Origin of the sequence: Morganella sp. TYF_1 (assembly GCF_043105645.1) — a bacterium.
GTDB lineage: Bacteria > Pseudomonadota > Gammaproteobacteria > Enterobacterales > Enterobacteriaceae > Morganella > Morganella morganii_B.
Map to the genome: position 1 here is coordinate 26653 of NZ_JBICLU010000007.1, position 19385 is coordinate 46037.

Below are 19385 nucleotides of genomic sequence, written 5' to 3' on the forward strand. Positions count from 1 at the left end.
TTACCGTACTGCCGTTATGTTGCACACAGGCAGATACCGGATTATCGGGTAAAATTCCGTCCCGTCAGCATAATGAAAGGGAAAAACAAACGTCACAGACAGATATCGCGAATTAAGGCAAAAATAGTAACGATTCAGCCTGAGCGAAAATCCTCAGTCCGGCAGGGAAAAATTCAGCGGAAACGTTTAATGGAAAATGTTTCATAGAAAACAACAGGGAAGTGAAAATAGTAACGGGATGCAATTAAATCCGTTAATTGCATCCCGCCGGGATTGTTTCTGTCCTCAGACTGACATCCTGTCAGAAAAAGCACGTCCGGTGCATATCCTTACCATGACATCCTGTCACAGCCATCATCCATGATGGTTATATGTCCATCCTGAAACATCACCATGCGTTATTTATACCAACCCTGTACTATAAACTTAATAAGACAATTCCCGTTATAGTCGTTTTTTGTCCCGCATACCGGTTTTTTGAGACTATTTAACCCCGGTTGTCGTCGCAATCTGATGCATTACAGCAATTGCGCCAGACGGTTTAAGTCTGACTGAATCGCCCCGGCGGTGACATCACGTCCGGCACCCGGTCCGCGGATCACCAGCGGATTATCACGGTACCAGCGGCTTTCCACAGCAAAGAGGTTATCACCCGGCTGTAATGAGGCCAGCGGATGATCAGGCCGGACCGCTTCCACCCCGACCCGGGCTTTGCCGTTGGCATCAAAACGGGCCACGTAGCGCAGTACCATGCCCATTTCGCGGGCGGCTTCCAGGCGGCAGGCCATCTGTTCATTCAGTGCCGTGACATTATCAAAGAAGTGATCCGGTGTGCCTTCCTGCGCCGCTTCCGGCACCAGGGATTCCACCCGGACATCTTCCGGCTCAATTTCATACCCGGCTTCGCGGGCGAGGATAATCAGCTTGCGCATCACATCCTGGCCGGATAAATCAATACGCGGATCCGGTTCGGTCAGCCCCTGCTGCCAGGCCTGCTCCACCAGCTCGCTGAACGGCACAGTACCGTCGAATTGCAAAAACAGCCAGGAGAGTGTGCCGGAGAAGATCCCGCTGATCGCAATAATGCTGTCACCGCTTTCATGCAGATCGCGCACACAGTGGTTGATCGGCAGTCCCGCACCGACAGTGGCGTTGTACAGCCAGTGACGCCCGGTTTTACGGAACGCATCGCGGATCTGGCGGTAATCGCGGGTTTTTGCCGCCCCGGCGATTTTGTTAGCACTGATAACATGGAAACCGTACGCAGCAAAATCAGCGTAGCTTTCCGCCAGGGTTTTGCTGGCAGTCAGGTCGATAATCACCAGGTCATCAAACGGATGGTTGCGCATCCACAGATACAGCGTGTCCTCATCGGCGATCGGCTCGGCTTCCTCATTGAAGAAAGCCAGTGCGCGGCTCGGATCCAGCCCGTCATAGCTGAGCAGTGCTCTTTCGCTGTCCGCCACCCCGGCGAGAATAAATTCAAATCCGCTGCGGGCAGAAAGATTGCGCTGCTCACGCGCAAACAATTCCAGCCAGCGGCTGCCGATATTGCCTTTGCCGAACACCATCAGACCGATCTGTTTTTCCGCACGGAACAGGCTCTGGTGCAGACCCTGAATCACATGCCCGGTCTGGCGGGTGCGCAGAATCGCCACCAGGCTGATGCCGTCCTCGGCCTGCCAGATAAATTCCACCGGCTGGTCTTTGAGCTGCTGATAAAAACGGTGGTAATGCAGCAGGTTTTTGCAGACCCCCGCCCCGACCAGCGCCACCAGCGAGAAGCCGTCACGCAGTGTCAGAGAGCCCGGCAGCCCGGCGCTTTCCAGCACGTGCAGAGCGCTGTCTGCCACTTCGGCGGTATAACTGAGCTGAATAAGATTATCATCATTATGCAGACCAACCGCCAGCGGGCGGATCTGGCTGCGTTTAAGCAGCAGATCAATACTTTTATAACGTGCCTTCGCATCATCTCCGGCCGGCAGGCGGATATCAATCAGGCAAACCTCATCATGGTTGGTGACGATTTTCGCCCCGGTGCCGGATGCCAGCACACGCTCAATTTTTGTCGAGCCCTGTTCCGGCTGATAACTGCAGCGCAGCTGTAAATCGATATCACTGACGGATACCGGCTGTAAGGTACGGGTATGCAATACCGGTGCAGCGAGACGGGCCAGTTCACTGGCTTCATCCAGACGCAGCAGTGGCAGCAGACAGGCATCTTTGACTTTACGCGGATCCGAGCTGTAAACCCCCGCGACATCACTCCAGATGGTGACTTTTTTCACCCCGGCCAGCGCACCGACCTGCGTGGCAGAATAGTCACTGCCGTTACGGCCGAGCAGTACGGTTTCCCCGGCAGCGTTGCGGGAGATAAACCCGGTCACCACCAGACGTTTACCCGGATGCAGCGCCAGCAACGCTGCCAGCAGCGGCTGCGACCGTGCGGTATCGACTTCCGGCTGCGCCGCCCGCTCCGCGCACAGGAATGTGCGGGCATCCAGCCATTGCGCTGCCATGCCCTGCTCCTGAAGCACCTGCGCCATCAGGCGGGCAGACCAGATCTCCCCGTGACCGACCACTTCCGCGTAAATCACATCATTCAGCGGGTGTTTCAGCCGTTCCGCCAGGCGGTTAATATCGTCATTAAACTGAAAAATCAGGACATTAGCCTGAACTTCCGGCAGCAAATCACTGATAAGGGCAGTCTGATAGCGTTGCAGGGTCTGTTGCGCCTGCTCTGCGGCAGCGCGGTCACTCTGACTCAGTTTGACCCAGTTAATCAGCTGGTTAGTGGTGCTGCCTGCGGCAGACACAACCATCAGGTCATCCGGCTCACTGTAGTTCGCCATAATATTCGCCACCCGCAGATAGCATTTCGCATCTGCCAGGCTGCTGCCGCCGAATTTATGTAACTGGCGTCCTTTTACTGATTCATCAATCGCCAACGCACTCATGATTACCCTTACCCCTTAGTCACTGACTGAAATGCGCGATCCAGATCAGCAATCAAATCGCTGCTGTCCTCAATCCCCGCAGAAATACGTAATAAGCTGTCTGAAATTCCCGCTGCATGCCGCGCCTGCTCCGGCATTCCCGCATGTGTCATGGTCGCGGCATGGGAAATCAGTGTTTCCACCCCGCCCAATGACTCTGCTAGTGTAAAGAGAGACAGGTGAGATAAAAAGCGGGAAATTGCCGCTTCATCACCATTAATGTCAAAACTGAGCATTGCGCCGAATCCTTTCTGCTGCTTTGCCGCCAGTTCATGTCCGGGATGCGTCACCAGTCCCGGATAATACACCTTTTTCACCAGCGGCTGACGCACCAGATAATCCGCCAGAATACCGGCATTTCTTTCCTGTAAGGTGATCCTCGGGATCAGGGTGCGGATACCGCGCAGCAGCAGATAGCTGTCAAACGCCCCCAGCGTCACACCGATATTATTCGCCCACCATGCCAGTGTTTCGCCGTGCTCCGCGTCTGCGGCGATCACCACACCGGCGACCACATCGGAATGCCCGTTCAGGTATTTGGTGCAGGAATGGATAACAAAATCGGCCCCCAGCGCCAGCGGCTGCTGTAATGCCGGGCTGAGAAACGTGTTATCCGCCGCCACCAGCGCCCCTGCCTGATGTGCTTTTTCACTGACTGCCGCGATATCCGTGATGCGCAGCAGCGGGTTGCCCGGTGTTTCAATCAGCACCAGTTTCGGCTTTTCCGCCAGCGCGGCACTGAGTGACGTCTCATCATTCATATCCGCAAAGCGAACGGTAAAATGGCCGCGCTGCTGACAACTGTCGAGCAACCGGTAAGTGCCGCCGTAGCAGTCATGCGGGGCCACAATCACATCCCCCGGTGACAAAAACACGGTAAACAGCAGATGCAGTGCTGACATCCCGCTGCTGGTCACCACCGCCCCGGCGCCGCCTTCCAGCTCAGCCAGTGTGCGCCCGGTGATATCCCGGCCCGGATTGCCGCGCCGTGAATAGTCATGCTCACGCGGGCTGCCGAAAGCCGGAAAATTGTAAGTCGATGAGAGATACACCGGCGGTATGACACAGCCGAATTGGGTCTCTTCATTGAGTCCGTTATGAATTGCCGCTGTTGCGGGTTTACGTGCCATACCTCTTTCCCTGTCAGTCACTGAACGAATTATCAGCATATCCGCGGTTCATTTAGCCGTCAATATGTCTGGACATCCATCCTGCTTTACGGTTATATATACAAGTGGGATAATACCGATATCTGTCAGGTACCTTTCTGTACCCGGCACCTCCTCAAACTGACTAAGATAACAAGGTAATCCATGGCTGAATGGAATGGCGAATATATCAGCCCTTATGCTGAGCATGGCAAGAAAAGTGAGCAGGTAAAGAAGATTACAGTTTCTATCCCGTTGAAAGTGCTTAAAATTTTAACGGATGAGCGTACACGCCGCCAGGTGAATAACCTGCGTCATGCCACCAATAGCGAACTGTTATGTGAAGCATTTCTGCATGCTTTTACCGGACAGCCACTGCCCGATGATGATGATCTGCGCAAAGAGCGCAGTGATGAAATCCCGGAAGTGGCAAAAGAAATTATGCGCCAGCATGGGGTCGACCCGGATACGTGGGAATATTGAGTTTTATCCGCGTGTTATACGACTTATTAACCCGGAAGCAGACATAAAAAAACGCCCTGTGAAATATTTTCATTCAGGGCGTTTTTTATGGAACAACGCGCGGCATGCCGCGCAGTGCCCTTATTTCTTCGCAGAAGGAACGCTGAAGCGTTTGTTGAAGCGATCAACACGGCCGCCGCTTGCAACGTCACGCTGTTTACCGGTGTAGAACGGGTGGCATTCGCCGCACACGTCCAGGTTCAGGTTGTGACCTGCGGTAGAGTTAATTTTCATTACGTTGCCGCAAGAGCAGGTTGCAGTGATTTCTGCGTAGTCTGGGTGAATACCTTTTTTCATGGGAAAACCTCGGTTAAGGCCGTGTCGCTATCCGGGCCTTTTTGCCGGACACCACACGTCGTGTTGATGATAAGTTATCGGTGGTATTTTAATTACCAAAGGCGGCGGATCATACAGAAAATCCCTGAACCATGCAATGAAATCCGCTGTCTTTTCGTGGTATTCTGGATCCCGCATTGCGGATAATTTCCCTGTTTTTACCGGGGAAAAGCTGAAATCCGGTGATTATTCAGACACTTTTACGCCTTTTCCGCCGCTGTGTGTTTTTTACACGCCGGCGCTCTGCCGATAATGGACATTATAATGACAGTCGTCCGGGTGATATTACCAGTACCTCTGACACAAACATTTGACTATTTACTGCCTGATGATATGCCCCGCCCGGTGCCGGGGGCACGGGTGATTGTGCCGTTCGGACGGCAGAAACAGGCAGTCGGTATTGTGGCTGAACTGGCGGAAACCAGCACCTTCAGCCCGGAAAAACTCAAACCTGTTATTGCCTGTCCGGATGATGACACGCTCTTTCCCGGTGATCTGTGGCCGCTGCTGAACTGGGCGGCGCAGTATTACCACTATCCGTTAGGGGAAGTGCTGTTTCATGCCATGCCGATTTTGCTGCGTCAGGGCAAAGAGGCCGCCTTTGCACCGTTGTGGTGCTGGGAAGTGACGCCGGAGGGGCGTGAGATTGATATCCATACCCTCAAACGCTCCCCGAAACAGCAGCAGGCACTGGCCTGCCTGCGCCGTCAGCCGGTTTACCGCCATCAGACTGCAGAATATGAACTCAGTGACAGCGCATTGCAGGGACTGAAAAAGAAAAACCTGATCACCCTGAACGATGTCCAGCCGGAGAGCAAACCCTGGCAGCCGGGATTTGCCGTCACCGGCGAACGCCTGAAACTCAATACCGAGCAGGCCACTGCCGTGGGGGCGATCCGCGCAGAGCAGCATCAGTTTTCTCCCTGGCTGCTGGACGGTGTAACCGGCTCCGGGAAAACCGAGGTGTATCTCAGTGTACTGGAAAATGTGCTGGCCGAAGGCCGCCAGGCACTGGTACTGGTGCCGGAAATCGGCCTGACCCCCCAGACTATCGCCCGCTTCCGTGCCCGTTTTCAGGCACCGGTGGATATTCTCCATTCCGGCATGAATGACAGCGAACGGCTGGCTGTCTGGCTGCGGGCAAAACGCGGGGAGACCGCCATTGTTATCGGCACCCGCTCCGCGCTGTTCACGCCGTTTACCTCACTCGGCATCATTATTATCGATGAAGAACACGACGGCTCCTATAAACAGCAGGACGGCTGGCGTTATCACGCCCGCGACCTCGCGGTATTCCGCGCCAAGAAAAATGATATTCCGATTGTGATGGGGACAGCGACCCCGTCACTGGAAACCCTGTTTAATGTCCGGCAGAAAAAATACAAGGTGCTCCCGCTGACACAGCGGGCGGGAAATGCACAGCTTGCCGATCAGCACCTGCTCGACCTGAAGGGGCTGCCGCTGACTTCCGGGCTGTCACAACCGCTGATCAAACGTATCCGCCACCATCTGGCGGCAGATAATCAGGTTATTTTGTTCCTCAACCGGCGCGGCTTTGCCCCGGCAATGCTGTGCCACGAGTGCGGCTGGATAGCAGAATGCCCGCGCTGCGACCATTTTTACACCCTGCATCAGAACCACCGCATGCTGCGCTGCCATCAGTGCGACAGCCAGCGACCGGTGCCGAAACAGTGTCCGCAGTGCGGCTCCACGCAACTGGTGCCGGTCGGGCTGGGTACCGAACAGCTGGAAGAGAGCATCACCCCGCTGTTCCCGGATATTCCGGTCACACGGCTGGATCGCGATACCACCAGCCGCAAAGGCGAGCTGGAGCAACACCTGGCGGATGTGCATCAGGGCGGAGCCCGTATCCTGATCGGCACCCAGATGCTGGCCAAAGGTCACCACTTCCCGGATGTTACCCTGGTCGCCCTGCTGGATGTCGACGGCGCACTGTTCTCCGGAGATTTCCGGGCGGCGGAGCGTTTTGCCCAGCTCTACACTCAGGTCTCCGGACGGGCGGGACGTGCCGGTAAACGCGGTGAGGTGATTTTGCAGACTCACCATCCGGAGCACCCGCTGCTGACCGTGCTGCTGGAAAAAGGCTACGCTGCTTTTGCCGCACAGGCACTGAATGAGCGGCAGAGCGTCTGCCTGCCGCCTTACACCAGTCAGGTGATGATCCGTGCCGAAGATCAGAATAACCAGCGGGCGAATGCATTTCTGCAGGCCGTGCGGCAGTTATTCGAATCCCATCCGTTACGGGATGAGCATTTCTGGCTGATGGGGCCGCTGCCTGCTATCCAGGCCAAACGCGGCGGACGTTTCCGCTGGCAGTTATTGTTACAGCATCCGTCCCGCAGTCAGTTGCAGAAACTTGTCGCGCAGGCCATTCCGTATATTCAGCAGATGCCGGAAAGCCGGAAAGTCCGCTGGAATGTGGATGTCGATCCGACCGACGGCTGAGACTGACGTCTTACAGAAAGTGCGTGCCATCTCAAAAAATTGAGATAACTCACAGTTTTATGCAAACCAGGTAACAGATTAATTTTACAAAGGGCTTAGAATAGCCGTTAATAGAATGATTAATAAACCGTCTGAATTTCACTTAAGAAGCTCAGGCGGTTTTTCACAGGCATGTGAAAAATACAGCGGACCATAATGATCACAAAAACCGCGCAATCGATACACTTACAGGGTAACCAAAGGAATTAATGATGGAACCACGCCGCAACGATACCGGCGCGACAATGAAAGATGTCGCCAGAGCCGCGGGCGTCTCAACCGCGACCGTGTCGCGGACACTGATGAACCCGGAGAAAGTGTCCGTGCAGACACGGCAGAAAGTGGAAAATGCTGTTCTGGAAGTGGGATATTACCCGCATAATCTGTCCAGGGGGATGAAACGTAATGAATCCCGCACCATTCTGGTGATTGTGCCGGATATCGGCGATCCGTTTTTTACCGATATTATTGTCGGTATTGAGGAAGTGGCCGCCAAACACGGCTATCTGGTCCTGATCGGCGACTGCCGTTATCAGCACAAGCCGGAACACACCTTTGTGAATCTGATTGTGACCAAACAAATTGACGGCATGGTGCTGCTCGGCTCCGATGTGCCGTTTGACAACCGCCATGATGAACAGCGCCACTTCCCGCCGATGGTGATGGCTAACGAATTTGCCCCGGAGCTGGAGCTGCCGACGGTCAATATTGATAACCTGACCGCCGCCTTTAATGCCACACACTACTTACAGTCACTCGGACACACCCGTATCGCCTGTATTTCCGGGCCGGAAGCGCTGCCGTTATGTCAGTACCGTGTCGAAGGGTATATTCAGGCTATGCGCCGCATGGGAATGCCGGTGCGGGAAGAGTATCTGGTGCGCGGTGATTTTACCCACGAGAGTGGTGCGGAATGTGCCGCACAGCTGCTGGCACTGCCGGAACCGCCGACGGCCATTTTCTGCCATAACGATATTATGGCGATCGGCGTGCTCTGGGCGGCCAGAAAACAGGGGATGACACTGCCGCAGGATCTCTCGGTTGTCGGTTTCGATGATTTACCGGCTGCACAATACTGTTCGCCGACCCTGACAACGATCGCACAACCCCGCTATGAAATCGGCCGTCAGTCTTTTTTACTGCTGCTGGAACAGTTGCAGGGACACACCGTGGCAAAAGGTTCGCGCCTGCTGGATTCTGATTTAATCATCAGAGAAAGTGCCTGCGCGCCTAAAAGCTAGGCAAAAACCGTAAGGTTAAGTAACATATAACGCTGAATAAGATGTTTCCTTAACCGACTTATTAGTGAATTGAAACAGTGGCACAACGAGATTATGTGGGACGCGGACGCTCTGCGCCGCGTAAAAAAAGTAAATCACGGAAGAAAAGTCAGGCGAAAGGCCTGCCGTTCACCACATTGGTGATCGCCGTGGCACTGGTGGTCGTTTTTGTCGGCGGCCTGTTCTATCTGGTCCATAACAAAAAAAGTCAGACCGCTTCTGACAGCATCATTCCGCCTGCACATCAGCAGAGTACCGGCAACGGGCTCCCGCCGATCCCGGAGGAGCGCTGGCGTTATATCAAAGAGCTGGAAAACCGCGAAGCCGGGGTACCGGAACAGTATTACGCCAACCCGCAGACACCGGCTAACCGCATTGACCCGGGTGCCAGACTGACCCCGGAACAGCGGCAGCTGCTGGAGCAGATGCAGTCTGATATGCAGCAGGCACCGGTTCAGTTGCAGGAAGTACCGGCAAACGGCACTGTTCCGCGTTCTCAGGTCGTCGTTACCGGTCAGGATCCGCAGCTGCGTATGCAGCCGGAAACCCGTCCTGCACCGCAACCGGCAGAAAAACCGGCTGAGAAACCAAAGCCGGTGCAGGAAAAACCGCAGGCCGCACCTGAACGCTGGTTAGTCCAGTGCGGATCATTCCGTGAAAATGGTCAGGCTGAGGAAGTCCGCGCCGGTCTCGCCTTCTCCGGTATCGAAAGCCGCGTCTCACAGGGTGGCGGCTGGTATCGGGTGATGCTCGGCCCGTATGAAAAATCCGCCGCGCAATCGGTGAAAAGCCGTGCCGCTGATGCCGGCGTAACAAATTGTATTCTTCGCGCCGCCGGGGGTTGAAATCCTTCAGCCCTCCCCCCATATCTGAAGTTAATTCTGTGCCGCCGGGAATATATCCGGCGGCCTCTCTCCATCCTTTAGCACAACCAGGGGCTGACTCATGACAACAATCGTAAGTGTTCGCCGTAATGGCCAGGTCGTAATTGGTGGTGATGGGCAGGCGACAATGGGTAATACCGTCATGAAAGGTAATGTCCGCAAAGTCCGCCGCCTCTATCACGACAAAGTCATTGCCGGTTTCGCCGGCGGCACCGCGGATGCCTTTACCCTCTTTGAACTGTTTGAACGCAAACTTGAACTCCATCAGGGACACCTGACAAAAGCCGCCGTTGAGCTCGCCAAAGACTGGCGTACCGACCGTATGCTGCGCAAGCTGGAAGCCCTGCTGGCCGTTGCCGATGAAACCGCATCGCTGATTATCACCGGACAGGGGGATGTCGTTCAGCCTGAAAATGATCTGATTGCCATTGGTTCCGGCGGCCCGTACGCCCAGGCAGCAGCCCGCGCCATGCTGGAAACCACCGATCTGAGTGCCCGGGAAATCGCGGAGCGGGCACTGACTATTGCCGGTGATATCTGTATCTACACCAACCACAATCTGAATTTTGAAGAATTACCTTCAAAAGCATAAGGATCGACGTTATGTCCGAAATGACTCCACGCGAAATTGTCAGCGAACTCGATAACCATATTATCGGCCAGGATAAAGCCAAACGCGCTGTCGCCATCGCACTGCGTAACCGCTGGCGCCGTATGCAGCTCAATGAAGAGCTGCGCCACGAGGTCACCCCGAAAAATATTCTGATGATTGGCCCGACCGGTGTCGGTAAAACGGAAATTGCCCGTCGTCTCGCCAAACTGGCCAATGCGCCGTTTATCAAAGTTGAAGCCACCAAATTCACCGAAGTGGGTTATGTCGGTAAAGAAGTGGATTCCATCATCCGCGATCTGACCGATTCCGCTGTAAAAATGGTGCGTCTGCAATCCATCGAGAAAAACCGTTTCCGTGCTGAGGAAATGGCCGAAGAACGTATTCTCGATGTATTGATCCCGCCGGCGAAAAATAACTGGGGTCAGACTGACAGCCAGGCAGAGCCGTCTGCAGCCCGTCAGGCATTCCGCAAGAAACTGCGCGAAGGCCAGCTGGATGACAAAGACATTGAAATTGAAGTCTCTGCCGCACCAATGGGTGTGGAAATCATGGCACCTCCGGGCATGGAAGAGATGACCAGCCAGTTACAGTCCATGTTCCAGAACCTGGCCGGACAGAAACAAAAACCACGCAAAATGAAGATTAAAGAAGCCTTCAAACTGCTGGTTGAGGAAGAAGCCGCCAAACTGGTGAATCCGGAAGAGCTGAAAGAGCAGGCCATTGAAGCCGTTGAACAGCACGGTATCGTGTTTATCGATGAATTCGATAAAATCTGTAAGCGCGGCGGTCAGTCCTCCGGGCCGGACGTATCCCGTGAAGGGGTTCAGCGCGACCTGCTGCCGCTGATTGAAGGCTGCACTGTCTCCACCAAGCACGGCATGGTGAAAACTGACCACATCCTGTTTATCGCCTCCGGTGCGTTCCAGGTTTCCAGCCCGTCTGATCTGATCCCGGAATTACAGGGCCGCCTGCCTATCCGTGTGGAATTACAGGCACTGACCACTGAAGATTTCGAGCGTATCCTGACCGAGCCGAACGCCTCACTGACCGTTCAGTACAAAGCACTGATGGCTACCGAAGGTGTGGATATTTCCTTCACCGCTGACGGCATCCGTAAAATTGCGGAATCCGCATGGCAGGTCAACGAAACCACCGAAAATATCGGTGCCCGTCGTTTACACACGGTGCTGGAACGATTAATGGAAGAAATTTCCTATGACGCCAGTGAAAAACAGGGCCAATCCATTGAGATCAATGCGGAATACGTGAAAGATCATCTGGATCAGCTCGTGGCTGATGAAGATTTAAGTCGCTTTATTCTGTAATTCGATAATAATCAGACATAATATTATTCAGACTGCGCGGGTATCATCCGCCCGGCAGTCTGCGTTACTATTTTTTGTCGTTATTATTACATTCTGAAAAGTAAGCGAGTTTCAATGTCAGTCACCCCTTCACCGGCCATCAGCCGTACCCAAGCCTGGCTGGAAAGCCTGCGGCCCAAAACATTACCTCTCGGGGTGATCGCGATTATTACCGGTTCCGCGCTGGCTTACTGGACCGGTCACTTTAAATTCCCTGTTGCCCTGCTCGCCCTTATCACCACCGGGATTCTGCAGATCCTGTCGAATCTGGCCAATGACTACGGTGATGCGGTAAAAGGCACCGATACCGAAGCGCGCCTCGGCCCGCTGCGCGGTATGCAAAAAGGTGTGATCACCGCCGCTCAGATGAAAAAGGCACTGATTCTGACCGTCACGCTCGCCTGCCTGTCCGGGCTGGCGCTGATTATTGTCGCCTGCGAGAAACCGGAAGATATTATCGGCTTCCTGGGGTTAGGTGTGGCGGCGATTATCGCTGCAATCACCTATACCGTCGGGAAAAAACCCTACGGCTACCTCGGGCTGGGTGATATTTCTGTTCTGATCTTTTTCGGCTGGCTGAGCGTGATAGGCACCTATTACCTGCAGGCCGGTTTTTTCAGCCCGCTGACCATTCTGCCCGCGACCGCCTGCGGACTGCTGTCAGTTGCGGTGCTGAATATCAATAATATGCGCGATATCGAAAATGATATCCTGACCGGGAAAAATACCCTGGCTGTCCGCCTCGGTCCGCTGAAATCCCGCTATTACCACGCCGCCGTGATCACAGCAGCGTTCCTGTGCCTGGTGCTTTTTACCCTGCTCTATCTGCACGGCTGGTACAGCTGGCTGTTCCTGCTTTCCGCACCGGTACTGTTTATGCATATCAGACGTGTGCTGGGTGACATGACCGCCACGGGAATGCGCCCGCTGCTGGAACAGATGGTGAAAGCCGCACTGCTGGTCAATATCCTGTTTTCCGCAGGGCTTATCTGCCAGCGTCTGTAACCGGGATTTACGCCGAAATCTGCCGCTTTCTTGATTCAGATCGGAAAGCGGTCGCTGTTGATTTTGCAAACAACGGTGCGAAGGGGCTATACTGACTGTATCCGGCAGCAACCAGACGTAAAATCCTATGAAAAATGATACCTTCGACACCTCCGAGCTTTGTGACATTTACCAGGAAAATGTGAATGTCGTTGAACCCCTGTTTTCCAACTTCGGGGGCTGTTCATCGTTTGCGGGGCAAATCACCACCGTAAAATGCTTTGAAGATAACGGACTGCTCTTTGATCTCCTGGAAGAAGAGGGAGAAGGCCGTATTCTGCTCGTTGACGGGGGCGGTTCTGTCCGCCGCGCGCTGGTTGATGCGGAACTCGCGGCACTGGCAGTGCAGAACGGCTGGGAAGGTATTGTGGTGTACGGCGCGGTGCGTCAGGTGGACGACCTGGCAGAAATGGATATCGGTATTCAGGCCATGGCCGCCATTCCGGCAGGCTGCGGTTCAGAAGGTATCGGTGACAGTGATATCCGCGTGAATTTCGGCGGCGTAACGTTCTTCTCCGGCGATTATCTGTATGCGGATAACACCGGGATTATTCTGTCTGATATCCCGCTGACCCTGTCGGAAGAAAATGATGACGATGAAGATGAGCTGACCGAAGCATAATCCTCATCAGATACACAAACAGCAAAAAGGGCGGATATCCGCCCTTTTGTCGTTATGACGCCATATAAAACCGCATCACACTCAATCAGTTATTTGCAGTAAGGCGGACAAATGAAGTCAGCACCACAGAACAATACCCGTATTACGCTAAACAGCCACAGCATCAAAACCGCGATTACGCTAAATCATTCGTTCTGTGGCAAGGCGGTGAAGCGAAGAGCTCCGGGAGCATACATCAGTATGTGACCGGGGAGCTGAGCGAAACCAACACAGCCACAGGGCGAAGGATGACGCGTAATTACTGGACGTCGTCCATCTTACCCAACAAAGCCCGCAGACGCTCCTGCCAGCCTGCCTGCTCCTGCTTCAGCTGTTCGTTTTCACGTACCAGTGACTCACGGGCACCGGCGGCATTCTGCACTTCGCGGTTCAGGTTATTGTTCGTTTCTTTTAATTCGTCGATTTCCATCTGTAACAGTGTGATGGTGTCGATAGCCTGCTGGACCTTTGCTTCCAGCTTTTCAAATACTTCAAATGACATCTTGCGTCCTCCTTGTAAGCGATGCTCTGATTGTAAGTAGGTGTTATCAATGTGTCCAGTCACATCACGTGTATTCCCCATAATGCCGCAGAATAAAATCCGGCAATTATCAGCCTGAATGTTGCATCCCTGTTACAAAATATGCGAAATCGCTCAATTTTTTGACACAAACCACAGTTCTTGATTTCGTTATTTCTCGATTACGAACATTAACGATAAATTCACACTCAGACATATGTCTGATACACGAAGAACATCATTTGTTAATAATTCACACTTATTTCACCCTAATTTTGCACTATCAGGATTGATACTATGAGTCTACTAAAATCTCCGACCCTCTTCGGACAATGTCTTTCCGAGTTCCTGGGTACAGCTTTGCTGGTCTTCTTTGGTTTAGGCTGTGTGGCTGCGGTTCGTATTGCCGGCGCACAGCTGGGATTATGGGAAGTCAGTATCATCTGGGGTCTGGGTGTGGCACTGGCAGTGTATCTGACAGCCGGGATCTCAGGCGCGCATCTCAACCCGGCGGTCACACTCGCGCTCTGGCTGTTTGCCTGCTTTGATCGCCGCAAAGTCATTCCGTATATCGCGGCACAATTCCTCGGCGGATTTGCTGCCGCGGCACTGGTGTATTCAATGTATTACAATGTGTTTCTTGATTATGACCAGGTGCATCATATTGTGCGCGGCTCACCGGAAAGCCTCTTTACTGCCGGGGTATTCTCCACCTATCCGGCAGCAGCAGTCAGTGTGGGCCAGGCGTTCTTTATCGAAGTGGTGATCGCCGCCATCCTGGTCTGCCTTATCCTGGCACTGACCGATGACGGCAACGGCGTACCGCGCGGCCCGCTGGCACCGCTGCTGATTGGCCTGCTGATTGCGGTTATCGGCGGCTCCTTCGGTCCGCTGACCGGATTCGCCCTTAACCCTGCCCGTGACTTCGGCCCGAAAGTAGTTGCATACCTCGCAGGCTGGGGAGATATCGCCTTCACCGGCGGGCGTGATATCCCGTATTTCCTGGTGCCGATGTTTGCGCCGGTCGTCGGCGGGTTACTCGGTGCATTCGGCTACCGCAAACTCATCGGGCGTCATCTGCCGTGTGAAGTGTGTGATACCGGAGACGAAAAATAATACCGCAGCGAATCACGTACTCTGACGTTATCGCGTGTTTGTTCACTCAGAAATAAAACAGGTTTAATTATGACAACAGAAACAATCACCCGTGAGAAAAAGTATATCGTCGCGCTGGATCAGGGAACCACCAGTTCGCGGGCGGTACTTTTTGATCGTAATGCCAATATTATCGATATCGCACAGCGCGAATTCACCCAAATCTACCCGAAACCGGGCTGGGTGGAGCATGATCCGATGGAAATCTGGGCCACACAGAGTTCCGTTTTAACGGAAGTCCTCGCCAAAACGGACGTACATCCCGACGAAGTCGCCGCTATCGGTATCACTAACCAGCGCGAAACCACCATCGTCTGGGAAAAAGAGACCGGCAAACCGGTTTATAATGCGATTGTCTGGCAATGCCGCCGGACGGCAGATTACTGCACCGGCCTCAAGCAGAATGAAGAAATGGTCCGCTACATCCGGGAAAACACCGGTCTGGTGGTCGACCCGTATTTTTCCGGCACCAAAGTGAAGTGGATCCTCGATAATGTTGAGGGTGCGCGGGAAAAGGCGGAGAAAGGGGAATTACTGTTCGGAACCGTTGATACCTGGCTGGTCTGGCGCATGACCCAGGGACGTGTGCACGTCACCGATCACACCAACGCCTCGCGCACCATGCTGTATAACATCCGTTCACTGGCGTGGGATCAGAAAATCCTCGATCTGTTCGGCATTCCGCGTGCCATGCTGCCGGACGTGAAAGCATCATCAGAGATCTACGGCAAAACCAACATCGGCGGGAAAGGCGGTACCCGTATTCCTATCGCCGGTATTGCCGGTGACCAGCAGGCGGCACTGTTCGGTCAGATGTGTGTTCAGCCGGGCATGGCGAAAAACACCTACGGCACCGGCTGCTTCCTGCTGATGAACACCGGTAACGAAGCGGTGCTGTCTGAACACGGCCTGCTGACCACGATCGCCTGCGGTCCGCGCGGTGAAGTAAATTATGCCCTTGAGGGCGCGGTTTTTGTGGCCGGAGCCTCCATCCAGTGGCTGCGTGATGAGATGAAAATCATTGCTGATGCCACCGATTCCGAATACTTCGCCACCAAAGTCAAAGACAGTAATGGTGTGTATGTGGTGCCCGCCTTTACCGGCCTCGGTGCACCTTACTGGGATCCGTATGCACGCGGAGCCATTTTCGGTCTGACACGGGGAGTGAACAGTAATCACCTGATCCGCGCCACGCTGGAATCTATCGCCTATCAGACCCGCGACGTACTGGAAGCCATGCAGGCCGATGCCGGAACCCGTCTGAAGGCACTGCGTGTCGATGGCGGTGCGGTGGCAAACAATTTCCTGATGCAGTTCCAGTCCGATATCCTGGGCACGTCTGTGGAACGCCCGCTGATCCGCGAAAGTACCGCACTGGGTGCGGCATTGCTGGCCGGGTTATCCACCGGGTTCTGGCAGGATTTGGAGGAAATAAAAGCCAAATCCACCATCGAGAAAACCTTCCGTCCGGGCATTGAAACCACGGAACGGAATGTCCGTTATAACGGCTGGAAAAAAGCCGTTACCCGCGCACAGGACTGGGAAGATCACAGCTAATCCCTCTGAGCTTTACCTTTCTGCCGCCGGTTAATACCGGCGGTTTTTTATGCGCGAAAACAACAATTATCACCAGAACAAAAAACCACCTCACTCTGTAAAAGTACCTGCCTTCAGATTAAATTCCCGGATATGCCACCATGATCACAAAAATTAACCAACTGTAATCAATATGTAACATCTTGTGCTGGAATTCACAGTAATAACGAATAAAAACGAATAGTCTGTGAGCGCAAAGGAAAATACATGAAGAAAACCGCCGTTGTTCCGGTAAACTTCATCACCGCACACTGACAAATACTTAGCGAAGGAGATGTCTATGCTAAGCCTGTTTAAACCTGCGCCGCATATTCAGCGGCTCAGTGCCGATCGTATTGATCCGGTATACCGCCGTCTGCGCTGGCAAATCTTTATGGGGATCTTTTTTGGCTATGCTGCCTATTACCTGGTCCGGAAAAATTTCGCCCTTGCTTTCCCCAGCCTGATGGAACAAGGGTTCTCCAGAGGCGAGCTCGGTACGGCATTATCGGCGATCTCCATTGCTTACGGTCTTTCCAAATTTATCATGGGATCGTTTTCTGACCGGGCTAACCCACGCTATTTTCTCCCGACCGGACTTATTCTTGCCTCCGCTGTCATGTTAATCATGGGCTTTTGCGACTGGGCAACCTCTTCCGTCTGGATTATGGCTATCCTGCTGTTTCTCTGCGGGTGGTTCCAGGGGATGGGCTGGCCGCCGTGCGGACGCACCATGGTCCACTGGTGGTCACAAAAAGAGCGCGGCGGGATTGTGTCTGTCTGGAACTGTGCCCATAACGTCGGCGGCGGCTTACCGCCGATGCTGATGCTGCTGGGAATGTACTGGTTCGGTGACTGGAAAGCCGCGTTTTATATGCCGGCATTTGCCGCCATTCTGGTAGCACTCATTGCATTTGCCCTGATGCGGGATACCCCGCAATCCTGCGGCCTGCCGCCAATCGAAGAGTACAAAAACGACTATCCTGATGATTATACAGAGAACAGCGAAGTTGAACTGACGGCAAAACAGATCTTTATGCAATACATCCTGCCGAATAAGTTACTGTGGTATATCGCTTTTGCTAACGTCTTTGTTTATCTGCTGCGTTACGGCGTGCTGGACTGGTCACCGACTTATCTCCGGGAAGTCAAACATTTCGATATAACGGGCTATTCTGTCGCCTATTTCCTGTATGAATGGGCGGGGATTCCCGGCACACTGCTGTGCGGCTGGATGTCAGATAAAGTCTTTAAAGGAAACCGCGGTGCAACCGGGGTGTTCTTTATGGCACTGGTCACCATTGCCACCGTGGTCTTCTGGCTCAACCCGCCGGGAAACCCGGCGGTTGATATGGCGTGTATGATCACCATCGGCTTCCTGATTTACGGCCCGGTCATGCTGATCGGCCTGCACGCCCTGGAGCTTGCACCGAAGAAAGCAGCCGGTACCGCAGCGGGATTCACCGGGTTATTCGGCTACCTCGGCGGCTCGGTGGCAGCAAGTGCCATCGTCGGCTTTACTGTGGATTATTTCGGCTGGAATGGCGGTTTTGGTGTCATGATTGGCGGCAGTGTGCTCGCTGTGATTCTGTTAGTTGTGGTGATGCGTGGTGAGAAGAAACATCACGATGAAATCGCCCGCAATAAAGCCTAAGCGGAGACAGGCCGATGAAGATATCCCGTCAGTTTTATCTTGTCAGTGCCCTGGCCGGTGCCGTGCTCTGCGGCTCTGCCGCTTTTGCGGCAGACAATAAGATTGTGATTGCACATCGCGGCGCCAGCGGCTATCTGCCGGAGCATACCCTGCCGGCCAAAGCGATGGCATACGCGCAGGGTGCTGATTATCTGGAACAGGATCTGGTGATGACCAAAGATGATGAGCTCATCGTCCTGCATGATCATTATCTCGACCGTGTTACCGATGTGGCAACACGCTTTCCGGATCGCGCGCGTAAAGATGGCCGTTACTACGCTATCGACTTTACTCTCGCGGAAATTAAGTCCCTGAAATTTACTGAAGGATTTGAAATCGAAAACGGTAAAGCGGTACAAAAATATCCGGGTCGTTTTCCGATGGGAAAATCAGATTTCCGTATTCATACCTTTCAGGAAGAACTTGAATTCATTCAGGGTCTGAATCATTCCACCGGAAAAAACACCGGGATTTACCCGGAAATCAAAGCGCCGTGGTTCCACCACCAGGAAGGTAAAGATATCACCCGTAAAACCCTGGAAGTGCTGAAAGCCTACGGCTACCAGACTAAAGATTCCGGGGTATTTCTTCAGTGTTTCGATCCGAATGAATTAAAGCGCATCAAAAATGAGCTGATGCCGGAAATGAAGATGGATCTGATGCTGATACAGCTGATCGCTTACACCGACTGGCAGGAAACCTTTGAGCAGAATGCGGAAGGTAAATGGGTCAACTATAACTATGACTGGATGATGTCTCCCGGTGCGATGAGTAAAATCGCAGCATATGCTGATGGCATCGGGCCTGATTATCATATGCTTATCAGCAAGGAGTCCAAACCGGGCCACATCACCCTGACGCCGATGGCAAAAGAGGCACACGCTTCGCAACTGATGATCCATCCGTTTACTGTCCGCGCGGATGCCTTACCGCCGTATGCGGAGAACACTGAACAGTTATTTGATGCTATTTATATTCAGGCCGGAGCAGAAGGGTTATTTACCGATTTTCCGGACAAAGGCGTACAGTTTCTGCAAAAACATAAACTTCATCAGTGATCACTCCGCTGCGGAACAAAACAACAACGGG

At 53.5% G+C, this 19385-nt stretch carries 16 protein-coding genes; 12 read left to right on the forward strand and 4 right to left on the reverse strand.

Annotated features, from left to right (window positions below; all coding sequences use genetic code 11):
- Nucleotides 1-518 precede the first annotated feature (518 nt).
- Nucleotides 519-2957, reverse strand: coding sequence for a bifunctional aspartate kinase/homoserine dehydrogenase II (locus ACF8OF_RS01625; protein ID WP_392495504.1), 2439 nt, complete (start codon nucleotides 2955-2957; stop codon nucleotides 519-521).
- An 8-nt stretch (nucleotides 2958-2965) separates the two neighbouring features.
- Nucleotides 2966-4126, reverse strand: coding sequence for a cystathionine gamma-synthase (gene metB / locus ACF8OF_RS01630; RefSeq protein WP_279797201.1), 1161 nt, complete (start codon nucleotides 4124-4126; stop codon nucleotides 2966-2968).
- Between the two features lie 183 nt (nucleotides 4127-4309).
- Here metB and metJ point away from each other — a divergent pair, with 183 nt between their 5' ends.
- Nucleotides 4310-4627, forward strand: coding sequence for a met regulon transcriptional regulator MetJ (gene metJ, locus ACF8OF_RS01635; RefSeq protein WP_004236602.1), 318 nt, complete (start codon nucleotides 4310-4312; stop codon nucleotides 4625-4627).
- A 120-nt stretch (nucleotides 4628-4747) separates the two neighbouring features.
- Here the strand turns inward: metJ and rpmE are convergent, their stop codons facing one another.
- On the reverse strand, nucleotides 4748-4963 hold the full coding sequence (rpmE, locus tag ACF8OF_RS01640) for a 50S ribosomal protein L31 (protein ID WP_025151971.1): 216 nt from the start codon (nucleotides 4961-4963) through the stop codon (nucleotides 4748-4750).
- A gap of 303 nt (nucleotides 4964-5266) precedes the next feature.
- Here rpmE and priA point away from each other — a divergent pair, with 303 nt between their 5' ends.
- The 7 genes from priA (at nucleotide 5267) to rraA (ending at nucleotide 13314) form a co-directional block, all read left to right on the forward strand.
- A complete protein-coding gene (priA, locus tag ACF8OF_RS01645) occupies nucleotides 5267-7468 on the forward strand; it encodes a primosomal protein N' (protein ID WP_279797208.1) in 2202 nt (733 codons plus the stop codon).
- A 251-nt stretch (nucleotides 7469-7719) separates the two neighbouring features.
- Complete coding sequence (cytR, locus tag ACF8OF_RS01650) at nucleotides 7720-8748, forward strand: DNA-binding transcriptional regulator CytR (RefSeq protein WP_279797339.1); 1029 nt, start codon at nucleotides 7720-7722, stop codon at nucleotides 8746-8748.
- Nucleotides 8749-8825: 77 nt separating this feature from the next.
- Nucleotides 8826-9632, forward strand: coding sequence for a cell division protein FtsN (gene ftsN / locus ACF8OF_RS01655; protein WP_262860779.1), 807 nt, complete (start codon nucleotides 8826-8828; stop codon nucleotides 9630-9632).
- 100 nt (nucleotides 9633-9732) lie between these two features.
- Nucleotides 9733-10263, forward strand: a complete 531-nt coding sequence (hslV, locus tag ACF8OF_RS01660) for an ATP-dependent protease subunit HslV (protein WP_015422392.1) — start codon at nucleotides 9733-9735, stop codon at nucleotides 10261-10263.
- A gap of 11 nt (nucleotides 10264-10274) precedes the next feature.
- Entirely contained in the window at nucleotides 10275-11609 is a 1335-nt protein-coding gene (hslU, locus tag ACF8OF_RS01665; protein ID WP_262862618.1) for an HslU--HslV peptidase ATPase subunit, read from the forward strand.
- A 114-nt stretch (nucleotides 11610-11723) separates the two neighbouring features.
- Nucleotides 11724-12653, forward strand: coding sequence for a 1,4-dihydroxy-2-naphthoate polyprenyltransferase (locus tag ACF8OF_RS01670; RefSeq protein WP_262860781.1), 930 nt, complete (start codon nucleotides 11724-11726; stop codon nucleotides 12651-12653).
- Nucleotides 12654-12780: 127 nt separating this feature from the next.
- A complete protein-coding gene (rraA, locus tag ACF8OF_RS01675) occupies nucleotides 12781-13314 on the forward strand; it encodes a ribonuclease E activity regulator RraA (protein ID WP_392495506.1) in 534 nt (177 codons plus the stop codon).
- A 298-nt stretch (nucleotides 13315-13612) separates the two neighbouring features.
- Here the strand turns inward: rraA and zapB are convergent, their stop codons facing one another.
- On the reverse strand, nucleotides 13613-13855 hold the full coding sequence (gene zapB, locus ACF8OF_RS01680; protein WP_004236611.1) for a cell division protein ZapB: 243 nt from the start codon (nucleotides 13853-13855) through the stop codon (nucleotides 13613-13615).
- Between the two features lie 315 nt (nucleotides 13856-14170).
- Between zapB and ACF8OF_RS01685 the strand changes: the two genes are divergently transcribed.
- The 4 genes from ACF8OF_RS01685 (at nucleotide 14171) to glpQ (ending at nucleotide 19354) form a co-directional block, all read left to right on the forward strand.
- Nucleotides 14171-14989 carry an aquaporin gene (locus tag ACF8OF_RS01685; protein ID WP_279797217.1) on the forward strand — a complete coding sequence of 273 codons (819 nt, stop codon included), beginning with the start codon at nucleotides 14171-14173 and terminating at the stop codon, nucleotides 14987-14989.
- A gap of 69 nt (nucleotides 14990-15058) precedes the next feature.
- Complete coding sequence (gene glpK, locus ACF8OF_RS01690) at nucleotides 15059-16585, forward strand: glycerol kinase GlpK (protein WP_392495509.1); 1527 nt, start codon at nucleotides 15059-15061, stop codon at nucleotides 16583-16585.
- Between the two features lie 319 nt (nucleotides 16586-16904).
- Nucleotides 16905-18257 carry a glycerol-3-phosphate transporter gene (gene glpT / locus ACF8OF_RS01695; protein WP_274369912.1) on the forward strand — a complete coding sequence of 451 codons (1353 nt, stop codon included), beginning with the start codon at nucleotides 16905-16907 and terminating at the stop codon, nucleotides 18255-18257.
- Nucleotides 18258-18271: 14 nt separating this feature from the next.
- Nucleotides 18272-19354, forward strand: a complete 1083-nt coding sequence (gene glpQ / locus ACF8OF_RS01700) for a glycerophosphodiester phosphodiesterase (RefSeq protein WP_392495510.1) — start codon at nucleotides 18272-18274, stop codon at nucleotides 19352-19354.
- Nucleotides 19355-19385 lie beyond the last annotated feature (31 nt).

Excerpts from the sequence above, each read along its gene's own strand:
- ACF8OF_RS01625 (WP_392495504.1), bottom strand. The coding sequence starts at position 2,957 with ATGAGTGCGTTGGCGATTGATGAATCAGTAAAAGGACGCCAGTTACAT.
- metB (WP_279797201.1), bottom strand. The coding sequence starts at position 4,126 with ATGGCACGTAAACCCGCAACAGCGGCAATTCATAACGGACTCAATGAA.
- metJ (WP_004236602.1), top strand. The coding sequence starts at position 4,310 with ATGGCTGAATGGAATGGCGAATATATCAGCCCTTATGCTGAGCATGGC.
- rpmE (WP_025151971.1), bottom strand. The coding sequence starts at position 4,963 with ATGAAAAAAGGTATTCACCCAGACTACGCAGAAATCACTGCAACCTGC.
- priA (WP_279797208.1), top strand. The coding sequence starts at position 5,267 with ATGACAGTCGTCCGGGTGATATTACCAGTACCTCTGACACAAACATTT.
- cytR (WP_279797339.1), top strand. The coding sequence starts at position 7,720 with ATGGAACCACGCCGCAACGATACCGGCGCGACAATGAAAGATGTCGCC.
- hslV (WP_015422392.1), top strand. The coding sequence starts at position 9,733 with ATGACAACAATCGTAAGTGTTCGCCGTAATGGCCAGGTCGTAATTGGT.
- hslU (WP_262862618.1), top strand. The coding sequence starts at position 10,275 with ATGTCCGAAATGACTCCACGCGAAATTGTCAGCGAACTCGATAACCAT.
- ACF8OF_RS01670 (WP_262860781.1), top strand. The coding sequence starts at position 11,724 with ATGTCAGTCACCCCTTCACCGGCCATCAGCCGTACCCAAGCCTGGCTG.
- rraA (WP_392495506.1), top strand. The coding sequence starts at position 12,781 with ATGAAAAATGATACCTTCGACACCTCCGAGCTTTGTGACATTTACCAG.
- zapB (WP_004236611.1), bottom strand. The coding sequence starts at position 13,855 with ATGTCATTTGAAGTATTTGAAAAGCTGGAAGCAAAGGTCCAGCAGGCT.
- ACF8OF_RS01685 (WP_279797217.1), top strand. The coding sequence starts at position 14,171 with ATGAGTCTACTAAAATCTCCGACCCTCTTCGGACAATGTCTTTCCGAG.
- glpK (WP_392495509.1), top strand. The coding sequence starts at position 15,059 with ATGACAACAGAAACAATCACCCGTGAGAAAAAGTATATCGTCGCGCTG.
- glpT (WP_274369912.1), top strand. The coding sequence starts at position 16,905 with ATGCTAAGCCTGTTTAAACCTGCGCCGCATATTCAGCGGCTCAGTGCC.
- glpQ (WP_392495510.1), top strand. The coding sequence starts at position 18,272 with ATGAAGATATCCCGTCAGTTTTATCTTGTCAGTGCCCTGGCCGGTGCC.